This is a genomic window from Paenibacillus sp. FSL F4-0097, assembly GCF_038593125.1.
GTDB lineage: Bacteria > Bacillota > Bacilli > Paenibacillales > Paenibacillaceae > Paenibacillus_AQ > Paenibacillus_AQ odorifer.
This window is the reverse complement of record NZ_CP151965.1, coordinates 4193508-4206226: the sequence shown is the minus strand read 5'-3', so window position 1 is coordinate 4206226 and position 12719 is coordinate 4193508. Positions and strand designations below refer to the sequence as shown.

The 12719-nt window shown below is 44.2% G+C and carries 16 protein-coding genes; all 16 read left to right on the top strand.

Features of this window, described 5'->3' with window-relative positions:
- Positions 1 to 4: 4 nt before the first annotated feature.
- The gene (fliG, locus tag MHH86_RS18810) at positions 5 to 1021 is read left to right on the top strand and encodes a flagellar motor switch protein FliG (RefSeq protein WP_036688550.1); all 1017 of its coding nucleotides are present in this window, start codon (positions 5 to 7) and stop codon (positions 1019 to 1021) included.
- Positions 1014 to 1862 carry a FliH/SctL family protein gene (locus MHH86_RS18805; protein WP_036688548.1) on the top strand — a complete coding sequence of 283 codons (849 nt, stop codon included), beginning with the start codon at positions 1014 to 1016 and terminating at the stop codon, positions 1860 to 1862. The genes fliG and MHH86_RS18805 overlap by 8 nt, the downstream gene beginning before the upstream one ends.
- Positions 1855 to 3168, top strand: coding sequence for a flagellar protein export ATPase FliI (fliI, locus tag MHH86_RS18800; protein ID WP_036688546.1), 1314 nt, complete (start codon positions 1855 to 1857; stop codon positions 3166 to 3168). The genes MHH86_RS18805 and fliI overlap by 8 nt, the downstream gene beginning before the upstream one ends.
- Positions 3169 to 3177: 9 nt before the next feature.
- A complete protein-coding gene (gene fliJ, locus MHH86_RS18795) occupies positions 3178 to 3621 on the top strand; it encodes a flagellar export protein FliJ (RefSeq protein WP_036688544.1) in 444 nt (147 codons plus the stop codon).
- 39 nt (positions 3622 to 3660) lie between these two features.
- Positions 3661 to 4578: a kinesin gene (locus MHH86_RS18790; protein ID WP_036689098.1), complete on the top strand. Its 918-nt coding sequence runs from the start codon at positions 3661 to 3663 to the stop codon at positions 4576 to 4578.
- A gap of 24 nt (positions 4579 to 4602) precedes the next feature.
- Entirely contained in the window at positions 4603 to 6084 is a 1482-nt protein-coding gene (locus tag MHH86_RS18785) for a flagellar hook-length control protein FliK (RefSeq protein WP_051491577.1), read from the top strand.
- A gap of 33 nt (positions 6085 to 6117) precedes the next feature.
- Positions 6118 to 6615, top strand: a complete 498-nt coding sequence (locus tag MHH86_RS18780) for a flagellar hook capping FlgD N-terminal domain-containing protein (RefSeq protein ID WP_036688543.1) — start codon at positions 6118 to 6120, stop codon at positions 6613 to 6615.
- Positions 6612 to 6995 carry a TIGR02530 family flagellar biosynthesis protein gene (locus MHH86_RS18775; RefSeq protein ID WP_036688541.1) on the top strand — a complete coding sequence of 128 codons (384 nt, stop codon included), beginning with the start codon at positions 6612 to 6614 and terminating at the stop codon, positions 6993 to 6995. The genes MHH86_RS18780 and MHH86_RS18775 overlap by 4 nt, the downstream gene beginning before the upstream one ends.
- 104 nt (positions 6996 to 7099) lie before the next feature.
- A complete protein-coding gene (gene flgG / locus MHH86_RS18770; protein ID WP_036688538.1) occupies positions 7100 to 7918 on the top strand; it encodes a flagellar basal body rod protein FlgG in 819 nt (272 codons plus the stop codon).
- Positions 7919 to 8007: 89 nt separating this feature from the next.
- On the top strand, positions 8008 to 8232 hold the full coding sequence (locus MHH86_RS18765; protein ID WP_036688535.1) for a flagellar FlbD family protein: 225 nt from the start codon (positions 8008 to 8010) through the stop codon (positions 8230 to 8232).
- Positions 8229 to 8696, top strand: coding sequence for a flagellar basal body-associated FliL family protein (locus tag MHH86_RS18760; protein ID WP_036688532.1), 468 nt, complete (start codon positions 8229 to 8231; stop codon positions 8694 to 8696). The genes MHH86_RS18765 and MHH86_RS18760 overlap by 4 nt, the downstream gene beginning before the upstream one ends.
- A gap of 39 nt (positions 8697 to 8735) precedes the next feature.
- Positions 8736 to 9734 carry a flagellar motor switch protein FliM gene (fliM, locus tag MHH86_RS18755; protein WP_036688529.1) on the top strand — a complete coding sequence of 333 codons (999 nt, stop codon included), beginning with the start codon at positions 8736 to 8738 and terminating at the stop codon, positions 9732 to 9734.
- Positions 9724 to 11028, top strand: coding sequence for a flagellar motor switch phosphatase FliY (gene fliY, locus MHH86_RS18750; RefSeq protein ID WP_036688526.1), 1305 nt, complete (start codon positions 9724 to 9726; stop codon positions 11026 to 11028). The genes fliM and fliY overlap by 11 nt, the downstream gene beginning before the upstream one ends.
- Positions 11029 to 11054: 26 nt before the next feature.
- A complete protein-coding gene (locus tag MHH86_RS18745; protein WP_036688523.1) occupies positions 11055 to 11420 on the top strand; it encodes a response regulator in 366 nt (121 codons plus the stop codon).
- 9 nt (positions 11421 to 11429) lie between these two features.
- Positions 11430 to 11954, top strand: a complete 525-nt coding sequence (locus MHH86_RS18740; RefSeq protein WP_036688521.1) for a flagellar biosynthetic protein FliO — start codon at positions 11430 to 11432, stop codon at positions 11952 to 11954.
- A complete protein-coding gene (fliP, locus tag MHH86_RS18735) occupies positions 11951 to 12712 on the top strand; it encodes a flagellar type III secretion system pore protein FliP (RefSeq protein WP_036688518.1) in 762 nt (253 codons plus the stop codon). The genes MHH86_RS18740 and fliP overlap by 4 nt, the downstream gene beginning before the upstream one ends.
- The last annotated feature ends 7 nt before the right edge of the window (positions 12713 to 12719 follow it).

Below are 12719 nucleotides of genomic sequence, written 5' to 3'. Positions count from 1 at the left end.
ACTAATGGCAAAGGCTAGCCAGCAGGGACTTAGTGGCCGTCAAAAAGCTGCGATCCTGCTTATCACACTAGGGCCCGAGGTATCGGCGCAAATTTTCAAACATTTAAGAGACGAGGAGATTGAACAGCTGACTCTTGAAATTGCTAATGTTCGCAAAGTGGACAGCGGTGAAAAAGAGTCGATCATGTCTGAATTCCATCAGATATGCCTCGCCCAGGAATATATATCACAAGGCGGTATTAACTACGCTAAAGAAATTCTGGAGAAAGCGCTTGGGTCAACAAAAGCAATGGAGGTCATTAATCGTCTGACTGCAACATTGCAAGTAAGACCTTTCGATTTTGCACGAAAAGCGGATCCTAATCAGATTCTCAACTTTATCCAGAATGAAAATGTACAGACTATTGCACTTGTATTGTCTTATCTGCAATTTGAACAAGCTGCTGCAATCCTTTCCTCGCTTCCTCAAGAGAAGCAGGCAGAGGTGGCTAGAAGAATTGCTGTGATGGACAGTACCTCTCCAGAGGTAATTACGCAAATTGAACGTGTGCTGGAGCAGAAGCTTTCCGCTACAGTAACCCAGGATTATACAAATGCCGGTGGTATCGAATCAATTGTACAAATCTTGAATGGGGTTGACCGGGGGACAGAACGTACGATTCTGGATTCTCTCGAAATTCAAGATCCAGAGCTTGCCGAAGAGATCAAAAAACGGATGTTCGTATTCGAAGATATTGTTAATGTTGACAATCGTTCAATACAGCGCATTGTTCGTGATATCGATAATGCGGATTTACAGCTTGCACTCAAGGTTGCCAGCGAAGAAGTACGGGATGTTATTTTCAGAAATATGTCCAAGCGTATGGCAGAAACGTTCCGAGAAGAAATGGAATACATGGGTCCTGTGCGGCTGCGTGATGTTGAAGAAGCACAGACTCGTATTGTAGGCACGATCCGCAGACTCGAAGAGTCTGGTGAAATTATCATCGCTCGTGGCGGAGGAGATGACATCATTGTCTAAGCTGATCAAACACTCCCAGTATGTTCCGGTTGATGTCTTTAAGAGACTGGAACAGGCCCGGCAATATGCGGGCCTAACTGAGGAGCCCGTTCCCGAGGAGACTTTAAGCGAGACTGACTATCATGATCCCGCACGTGAAGAGGCAGAAGAGACGCGTAAGCAAATGCTTAAGGACGCTCAGGATTTTGCTGAAGAGCAGGTTCGGAATGCATCTCTTGAAGCGGAACAGATTGTAGAGTCCTCGAAAGCGGAGGCTGAAGAGTGGTGGAAACAACGGCGTGAGCAGGATGAACATCTGATCGAAGCTATCAAAGCTGAAGCTCATCAGCAAGGTTATGAGGAAGGTGTTTCTCAGGCTGAGGAAGAGATGAAGCATAAGATCGCAGAGATGATGGAAGAAGCGCGTGCTGTTTTGACTGAGGCGTATAAAGCAAGAGAAGTGATTATTCAGGAAGCAGAGCCTTTTTTAGTAGAGTTAAGCTGTGATATTGCAGAGAAAATTGTGGACAAGCAGTTAACGGTAGAACCACAATTCGCAATGGACTTAATTCGCAAAAATCTGGCTCGTAAGCGAGAACAGGGTTTGATCTCACTTTGTGTATCCCCAGCGCAGTTCGCTTTTGTGAATGCTGCTCGGGAAGAATTATCACTAGCTGTTGATTCACAGGCCGAACTGCAAATCTTACCCGACTCAACGGTAAAAGACCAAGGATGTGTTATCCGCTCTTCCTTTGGCAGCATTGATGCTCGAATCGACACACAGCTCGCAGAGATCAAGAAAGAGCTGGTAAGAATTGCGCTGGACACCGATGAGCAGAGAAATGGGGAAGACGATGCTTAATAGCAACCGTTATAAGGAGCAACTTCGTAATCTCGATCCGGTGAGGATCAATGGGAAAGTGACGCAGGTAATCGGTCTAATGGTTGAATCGGAAGGTCCTGACGCAAGTATAGGTGATGTATGCTACATCTACCCTTCTAAAGGAAACAAACCGCTGCAAGCTGAGGTCGTTGGTTTCCGTGATAACAAGGTACTATTGATGCCACTTGGTGAACTGCAGGCGATTGGACCTGGTTGTGATGTAGTGGGCACTGGTAAGCCGCTTAGCGTGCAAGTAGGTTCTGAATTGTTAGGAAAAGTACTGGATGGTCTGGGGCAGCCGCTTGATGGCTCTCTCATTCCAGCACGAATGCCACATAGCTCTACCTTTAATATTCCTTCCAATCCACTTAATAGACCGCGGGTGCAGGAACCCATCAGTATTGGTGTGAGAGCGATTGACGGTTTGCTAACGATTGGCAAGGGACAACGGGTCGGTATTTTTGCTGGCTCGGGGGTCGGCAAGAGTACTTTGATGGGGATGATTGCCCGGAATACATCGGCCGACGTAAATGTTATTGCTCTGATTGGTGAGCGTGGCAGAGAAGTATTGGATTTCATCGAACGTGATTTGGGACCAGAGGGCTTGCAGCGATCCGTAGTAATTGTTGCTACCTCTGACCAACCTGCATTGATTCGCATAAAAGGTGCGCTTATCGCTACAACGATTGCCGAGTATTTCCGCGATCGTGGCCTTAATGTAATGCTGATGATGGATTCGGTCACCCGTTATGCCATGGCCCAACGTGAAGTTGGACTTGCAGTTGGAGAACCGCCAGCCATGCGGGGATATACACCTTCGGTGTTTGCCAGCTTACCCAAACTGCTGGAACGCGCCGGTACAGGTCCTACAGGCTCTATAACAGCCTTCTATACGGTACTGGTTGATGGTGATGACATGAACGAGCCAATCGCAGATGCAGTCAGAGGAATACTTGACGGACATATTGTACTCAATCGAAATATTGCTAACAAAGGACACTTTCCAGCAATAGATGTTCTTTCCAGCATAAGTCGAGTAATGAAGGATATTGCTCCAGAAGAACAGATTGCAGCAGCGGAGAATGTGAAACGCCTTATGGCCGTTTATAAAGATTCAGAGGATTTGATTAATATTGGAGCTTATCAAAGAGGCTCTAATGCTCAAATTGACGAGTCGATGGAATTTATCGACAGTATATGGGATTTCACCAAACAAAAGGTGAATGAAAAAGTTACGCTGGCTGAAGTTCAACAGTCTTTAATTTCACAGTTCTCAAGGAGTTGATTCGGTATTATGAGGTTTCATTATACTTTTCAAAAAGTCGTTGACTTGAAGGGCAATGAGAAGACACAGGCAGAATGGATGCTCTCAAGCGCGCTTGGAGAATTGCAGGCACAGGAAAGAAGCCTGGATGAACTCATCTTTCAGCGGAGTGCTATCATGCTATCCTTACAAAATGCCGCAGAGCAAAAGACACCTATGATTAAGATTCGTGAAATGCAGGAGTATGTGGAATATCTGGATAAATGCATTGCCCGTAAGCATACGGACATTAGCCGTGCACATCAAGAAGTCCAGAAGAAACAAGATCAGTTAAGCACTAAGGTTTTAGATGAAAAAGTATGGTTGAAGGCAAAAGACAAGGCTGAGACACTGTTTCAGCAAAGTATGATTTTACGGGAACAAAACGAACTGGATGAGATGGCAACCGTCCGCTTCGCGATGAAATCCCTCTAACCCGGGAGGTTTCCGCTAGTGGCTAATATTGATAATGATATGGAACTTGAAAATGAAGGGTCAGCGGGGAAATTTGAGCGGTTCTTATTCTTAATGATACCGATTATATTCACGCTAGTACTGCTTGGAGTACTGTTGACGCTTTTTAATATGGACATTCGTAATAATGTACTTGAAGTTGCGAATAAAATTCCTATCCTGGAAAAATGGGTTCCTGATCCGCCTGCAGATCCTTCTAAACCGAAGGAAGAAAGCAAAAAGCAGGAAGTGAGCTCAGCGACAACGATAAAGGAGCTTAAAGCTCAGCTCGCCCAGCAGGAAGAAAACCTGAAGAAGGTTACAGATGAAAAAACAGCCCAGGATACCAAGGTTCAGGCGCTAGAGTCACAGATTGAAGGAATGAAGAAGGAAGCTGAAACCGCAGAGGCAAGCACAGAAGAAGCTGAGGATCCTTATCAGAAACAAGTTTCTGATTTGGCTAAGCTGTATGCAGGCATGAAAGCTTCGAAGGCTGCACCGATCATGGAGAATTTAACTACAGAAGAAATGGTGCAGATCTTCAGTGTCATGAGTAAAGCGAGTAAAACTGCGATTTTGGAAAAAATGGATCCGCAAAAAGCTGCAGATGTAACGATAAAGTTAAAAGAAACTACATCTTCGAGTGACATGGCGATTGCAGCTCTTCAATCTAGATTGAAGAAAGACGCCGGTACAACAGCAACTGCGACAACCAGTACGAATTTGGATAAGGAAAAGTTGAATCAGACCTTCAGTTCAATGACTCCTGCTAATGCAGCATCGTTACTAGGAGAAATGTACAAGATTAGCCCTGATAAGGTTGTGACGATTATGAATACCGTAAGTGATAGTGTTCGTTCATCTATTTTGGGAGAAATGACTAAAAATGATAGCGCGCAAACTGCGAAAATTGTTAATCGTCTGATGGGTGCTAAATAGATAGGGAAAGGAGGTGAAAAATAAATGAGTTTAGTCGTTCAATCGCTTGTGAGTGCAAACACAACTGCAGTAAATGGGAGTACATCGACTACAACGGGCACAACAACGACAGCTGCACCATTTGCTCAAACCCTGGTACAAACCATGGGAGGCAATGCCAACACCTCGTCGACTCCAGCTGAACCCCTATTGGCAAATCTAGCTTCTTTGCTGCAAGGCCTGTTAAAGGAAGTGCAGCCGACTGGAGAAGAGCAAGCAGGGCAAGACACTCAGAAGGGTGATCTCCTTGAAAAACTTGCTGCTGATGTTGAGAAGCTGGATGAAAGTATCAGTAGTGATCCTGCTCTGTTGGTAGCCTTACAGGCTTGGATTCTTCAGGTATCTGCACTTTTATCTGGAAGCCATGCCGCAGAGGATGGCACTGCTACAACGGAAGCAGAAGTGGCTGGAAGCTTGTCCCCATTGGCACAGAATGCTGATACATTGAGATTTGCAGTTCAAGACGACCTGCAAAGTTTAGTTTCTATGATTCAGGAAGCTGCAGTGAGTGGCAATGAGGAAGTAGCAACTAAGGGAATCAGTTTATTGAATAATTTCACAGCGCTTTTAGAAGAGTCCTCCTCTAACACTAATAAAGGGAAGGGAAAGACGAGCAATGTGAATGTTGCTTCTGTTTCTTCCGTAGAACAGCCCGCTATCACTGAAAGCAAAAATAATCCAACGGATAAAACACTTCAGAATGTGAGCAATCGTTCCGGAGAAGCTGTTGTAGTGAAAAATGATACGGTTGTCAGCTCGCCAGTGACCTCAGGAACTGTGCAAGAAGCTGAAGCAGAGACTGCGAACACGCCGTTAATCAAGACAGGTGTAACCGGGGAAACGAAGTCAACAGAATCCACTCTAGATTCCACGCTAGGAATTACAGCTAACGAAGGGGATCATGAGGTTGTTACTGCGGGTCAGTTATCTCTGCGCGGAGGAATTACAGCACCGCTGAAGGCTGAAGTGCCAGCAGCGCCTGTTCCGGTTCAGCAATTTGCTCAAGAAATGACAGGTTTCATTACAGGCAAATTAGAGGTTGTGCAAAAAGGTGGGATCGCTGAAGCGACTATATCCCTTTTTCCAGAAAATCTCGGACAAGTTGATGTTAAGATCACCATGCAAAATGGTCATTTAGTTGCCCAGTTCATGACTGAACATACCGGTGCTAAAGATATGCTGGAGCAACAAATGAACCAGCTTCGCGCTGCATTGCAATCTCAGGGTCTTCAAGTGGAGAAGCTGGAAGTTACGCAAAATAATACCCCACTTAATTCGCAATGGGGGCAGGAAGGACGCCAACCTAATTCCGGAAGTGGACAGCAGGGTAGACGTTCCAAAGAAAGCAGAGAGGAAGCCAGTGATGCCGTTCTTGCCGCAGAGCTGAATGGTGAATGGAAGGACTGGGTTTCAAATGCGGGACAAGAAGATCAGTCCCAAGGTGGATCTTTTTCTGCTAAGGCTTAACTCTAATAACAAACGAAAGAGAGGTGAGTGGTTATGGCGACAACAGTTCCGGTCTCTACTAAAGATCAGTGGAATTATACAACTCCCGACTCTAGTGCACGGACAACGGGTAATTCTACTTTAGGTAAGGATCAGTTTTTGAAGATTTTGATTACTCAGCTGCAAAATCAAGATCCGATGCAACCGATGGAAGATAAAGAATTTATTGCGCAAATGGCCCAGTTTACATCCGTGGAGCAATTGATGAATATCTCTACTCAGCTTAATGCTATGAATCAGTCCCTTGGATCTGTATCCGGGTTGATTGGTAAAGATATTACTTGGACAGACACCGCCACAAAGCTGCCTAAGACAGGTAATGTTGAATCTATCGTTGTTAGCAATGGTATTCAATATGCGGTTGTGGGAAAAGACAGAATTGCTTTAACCGATATTACACAAATTCAGAATGCCGCAGCAACGCCAGAAAGCGGTTCTGGTACAGATAGTAATACTCCGGAGAATAGCGGAGGAAGCGGGGCGAGCATATGAGTGACAGGCTTACTATAGGCCAGCTGTATCCTGCGTCCCTGCATTCTACAACGTTACAACGATCTTCGCTGCCTAAGCAGTCTGTGGCGGGGGAAGCTTCTTTTGAGAGTTTGCTGCAACAGAAACTATTAAAATTCAGCAATCATGCTGCTAAGCGCCTAGAACAAAGAGGGATAGAGCTTGGAAGCGGTCAGCTGGATCAAATTTCATCTGCTGTGGACAAAGCTGCTGCTAAAGGAAGTAAAGAATCCTTGATATTAATGAAGGATTTGGCGTTTATCGTTAGCGTTCCTAATCGCACAGTAGTTACTGCTATGGATGGTAACTCGATCAAAGATAATGTATTTACACAAATCGATAGTGCAATAGTGATTTCATAATAGGCTGGTCCTAACGGAAAGCCGAGGCGGCCGCTGACCGACTGACGCGGTCCCAATTCACTTGGAAAGTTATTAGGACTCTATAATCTGGGAGGACATTAAACATGTTAAGATCAATGTATTCAGGGGTTTCAGGAATGAGAGGCTTTCAAACTAAGCTTGATGTAATCGGTAATAATATTGCTAACGTCAACACTATCGGGTTTAAATCCGGACGTGTTATGTTCAAGGATATTATGAGCCAAACCGTTTCTGGTGTTACTGCACCGGGTGAGGATGGTCAAGGTGGGGTAAATGCGAAACAAGTTGGACTAGGTGTTAGTATTGCTTCTATAGATACCCTACATTTGGCTGGTAGTGCTCAAACCACCAACAACCCAACAGATTTACGTATCGATGGAGATGGTTTTTTTCTGGTTAAGCTTACTGAGGATCAAGATACTGCATTTTTGACCCGCGCCGGAGATTTCCACATTGACGCTGCGCGTAATCTTGTTACCGCTGACGGACTTCATGTTTTAGATTCCGACGGTGGGATCATTCAATTAGGTGACGATGTAACGGCGTTTTCTATCTCTAATGATGGAACAATTGTTCAGACCATGGAAGATGGAACGACTGGAGCTGGGGTGAAGATTGGTGTAGCCAAGGTTACTAACCCATCTGGTCTGGAGAAAATCGGAGGCAATCTGTATCGTATGACACTTAATGCGAATGCAGAAGGCGAACTAGTTCCGACTACAGCGAACAATACAGAAGATGGCACCGGGGCAATCATCTCTGGACAGCTGGAAATGTCCAATGTGGATCTTACCAATGAATTTACAGAAATGATCGTATCACAGCGTGGATTCCAGGCGAATTCCCGTATCATCACAACTTCTGATGAAGTGCTGCAGGAAGTAGTAAACCTGAAGCGTTAATTTAATCAATAAATTCTATATTTTCTTAAATGGTTCATGCGGAGTCGTGGGGGAGTTACTCCTCCCCCTATTTTGTTAGGAGGCCTGTTATGATATCGGTAACAAGATTAAATGGAACACCGATGTGGATCAATGCCCTACTGGTCGAAATGGTAGAAGAAAGCCCGGATACATACATTACGCTCGTAACCGGAAAAAGACTGATCGTTCTCGAAAAAGCCGATGAGGTTATTACGAAGATCCGGGATTATAACAGGGACATAGGCACATATGCTGCCACCATTAAAATCCAGTCAATGGAGGAGCTAACATGAAAAAGATGATGCCGTGGCTCATCACGATATTACTAGCGATTACTCTGATCGTGGTCGCCGCATTTTTACTATTGGACAGGATCTTTCCGAAAGATACGAACGAGGTAAGTGCTGCTGTTCAAAATGTGGAAACAAAACATTTAACTGCAGATGAAATCGTCGAATTGACGGCAGAGATCATTGATATCAAAACAAATCTTGCTGATCCCGATTTTATCCTTCAAGTAGATTTCGCCTTCCAACTGAGTTCTGCGAAATCAAAGGAAGAATTCGAAAAAATAAAAGAGATCAAAATCAAACCAATAATTATCAAGACGCTTGCAGATACCAAACCTGAGGACCTTAATGGAGCGAATGGAAAAGATCAGCTTAGCAGTAAGCTTATTAATCTGATCAATAAGACATTGACTGAGGGCCAAATTACTCAGATCGAAATCACCAAATTCCTTTTGGCTTCTGTGTAGCTTTATTCCTGATAATTCTTTGATAGGGGGGTGATTGAATTGGTTGATGTACTATCACAAAACGAAATTGATGCTCTGCTTGCTGCACTTTCTTCAGGTGAGATGGACGCCGATGAACTTAAAAAGGAAGAAACTCAGAAGAAAATCCGCTCTTATGACTTTAAACGGGCTGTCCGCTTTTCCAAAGATCATATCCGCAGTCTTACACGGATACATGACAATTTCGCCCGTTATCTTACAACGTATTTTTCAGCCCAATTGCGCACCTTCGTTCAGATTAATGTCGTTCAAGTAGAGCAGCTCCCTTATGATGAATTTATTCGCTCCATACCGAAAATGACGATATTGAACATTTTTGAAGCTGAACCTTTAGAGGGCCGCATGGTAATGGAAGTTCATCCAAACATTGCTTTTGCTATGCTGGACAGGTTGCTTGGGGGCTTTGGAACTGCACCTTCTAAGATTAATGCTCTAACTGAGATCGAAACAACGATTATGGAGCGTATCTTTAGTAGATGTTTTGAGAGTCTGCAGGAGGCTTGGAAAACGGTGCTGGATATTCATCCGCGGATGGAAGCTCTTGAGACGAACCCGCAGTTCATGCAGATTGTATCGCCCAATGAGACCATTGCATTAATCTCTCTAAGTACCAAAATTGGAGATACAACAGGCATGATCAATCTTTGTATACCGCATGTCGTTCTAGAGCCTATCATGTCCAGACTTTCTGTTCACCAATGGTTTGTGACAGAGAAGAAGACGCGGGATGAAGATGAGCTACTGGCCATTAGAGCTAGAGTTCATAAAGCGAAGCTGCCGATTGTTGCTGAACTTGGAGAATCGAGCTTATCCATATCTGAATTCCTAGGGCTTAGTGTCGGTGACGTGATTTCTCTCAACAGAAACGTAGATTCTGGACTGTCAATTAAGGTAGGGGAGAAGCTTAAGTTCATCGGAAGTCCCGGAATGGTTAAAGATCGGGTAGCCGTGCAAATAGACGAAATTGTCAATGAAGGAGTTGAAGAATTTGACGAGTAAAGATTATTTATCCCAAGAAGAAATCGACGCCCTTCTGAGACAATCTGCGGAGGGCTCATTAGCTCCTACGGAGAAAACGGTAGATGACTATCTAACACCGTTTGAACAGGATGCTTTGGGCGAAATTGGTAATATAACGTTTGGCAGTGCAGCAACAGCACTTTCCACTTTACTAGGGAAAAAAGTAGATATTACAACCCCTCAAGTTTCGATCATTACACGCGGGGAGTTTGAAATTGCTTTTCCTAAACCGCATGTAGCTGTTCACGTTCAATATGTGGATGGGTTTCAAGGGATTAACTCACTTGTTATTAAGATTAGGGATGCACAGGTCATTGCCGATCTGATGCTTGGCGGTGCCGGCGAACCTAAGGATGAAGAGTTGAATGAAATTCATATTAGCGCTGTGCAAGAAGCTATGAATCAAATGATGGGTTCTTCTGCTACATCGATGTCTACGATTTTTAATCGTTTTGTTAATATCTCGCCTCCGGGTATCGACATTTTGAATATGTCCAGCGGAGAAGGAGTAGGCAGTCTGCCAGACGATGAAACCCTAATTCGTATTTCGTTCCGGCTTAAAATTGGTGATTTGATAGATTCTACTATTATGCAGCTCTTGCCTGTTCAGTTCGCAAAAGATATGGTATCCATGCTACTTGGTGATGTTAGTCCGGCAGAGGAGGAGGCAGCGGTCACAATGGCTGAAACACCTGCTATGACTAATTCTGCGGAGACACCACCTCCAGCACCTCCGGTGCAACAGGCGCCCTCACAGCCCGCAGGAGGAACGCAACCACCATATCCACCGCAGGGTATGCCAGCGTATCCAGGGATGCCAGAAGGCGGGTATTATTATCCTCCAGCGGGTATGCCAGCGTACGGAATGCCTGGGATGCCACCATACGGTATGCCACCGCAAGGGATGCCATATGGACAGACACCACCGCTTAATTCTGAGGCAAATCGCAATGTAAATGTACAGCCTGTGCAATTTGCAAATCTGAATGGTGGGGCCTTTGGTCATATTGATGAAAATAATTTAAATTTATTGATGGACATACCGCTTAGAGTAACCGTAGAATTAGGAAGGACCCAGAAGCAGATCAAAGATATTTTAGAAATGTCACAAGGCTCAATTATTGAGCTGGACAAGCTCGCAGGTGAGCCTGTAGATATTTTGGTTAACAACAAGCTTATTGCCAAAGGTGAAGTCGTTGTTATCGACGAAAACTTTGGCGTACGCGTTACGGATATCGTCAGCCAGTGGGACCGAATTCAGAAATTACAATAAGCATACTTAGGGAGGATTTTGTAAAAATGGCTAACCGAATTCTAATCGTGGACGATGCAGCATTTATGAGAATGATGATCCGTGACATTTTGTCGAAAAACGGATTTGAAGTAGTGGGCGAAGCTCAGGACGGTTCTCAAGCGATAGAAAAATTCAAGGAACTGCGTCCGGACCTCATCACGATGGATATTACTATGCCTGAGATGGACGGAATCGCCGCCCTGAAAGAAATCAAAAAAGTAGATCCGGCTGCAAAGGTTATTATGTGTTCAGCCATGGGCCAGCAGGCTATGGTTATCGATGCAATCCAAGCAGGAGCTAAAGACTTTATAGTGAAGCCTTTCCAAGCTGACCGGGTTATCGAAGCTATTAACAAAACGTTGGGCGTGTAGGATAAAGTCATGTTATATTCCGAAACGCTCGGAAGCAGTAACACCCTGCTGAATTTGTTTAAAGTTATTATTGTCCTGGCGATAATCATTGTACTTATAGTGGTACTGATTCGTTTTCTTGGACGACGTAATCAGACCTTTATGAGCAACCGTTCTATAAGAACGCTTGGTGCAATAGGGCTTGGACCTAATAAGTCGATGCAGGTTATCGAACTGGGAAGCAGTCTTTACTTAATCGGGATTGGTGAAAATATATCCATTTTGGATAAAGTCACCGATCCGGATGAGGTAGCATTGATCATTGCGGCATTTGAGGATCAGTCCTCTAACCAGAATAATTTCCTCGCACCGCTTATTGCCAAGGTAAAGGTAAAGCTGCGTGGGGAGGTTCCATCTCAGGAAATTGAACTTAGTGAAACATCATCTTTTTACGAGACTCTGCAATCCAAGCTTCGTTCTGCACCAGAGCGTAAAGAGAAAATGGAAGAGCTGCTTCGGGATGATGTTACTAAGGATGAGTCGAGGAATATATGAAAAAGAAGCTAATTCTTGCTATTCTGCTGTTCGGTATTATCAGTGTGGTTATGATGACGCCGATACATGCTGATCCTATACCTAATGTTAATATTCAGGTCGGTAATGAAGGTTCAAGCAGTGGTACCAGTTCCATATCAATTCTTCTTCTTGTAACGGTTCTGAGTATTGCTCCGGCGTTTCTGGTTCTTATGACTAGCTTTACTAGAATTGTAATCGTATTAGGCTTTGTGAGAACCTCGCTGGGTACTCAGGCTATGCCTCCAAACCAGGTGCTGGTAGGACTTGCTCTGTTTCTGACCCTGTTCATTATGTCACCAACGCTGGCCACAGTGAATGAAAATGCGTTGCAGCCGTATATGAAGGGGACAATCACACAAACTGAGGCTTTTGATAAAGCTGCTGATCCGATGAAAGAATTTATGTTTAAACAGACGAACACCAAAGATCTTCTGTTATTTATGAAATACACCGGTTATACCGGATCTACTAAACCGGCTACATACAGTGATATTCCACTGACGGTGATGGTGCCAGCTTTTGCAATTGGCGAATTGAAAAAGGCTTTTACAATGGGCTTCTTAATTTTCATACCATTCCTGATTATTGATATTGTTGTGGCGAGCACACTGATGGCCATGGGGATGATGATGCTTCCCCCGGTTATGATTTCATTACCTTTTAAAATAATGCTCTTCGTACTGGTAGACGGCTGGTACTTAGTCATTAAATCACTACTTCTTAGTTTTAACACCTGACCTAAAG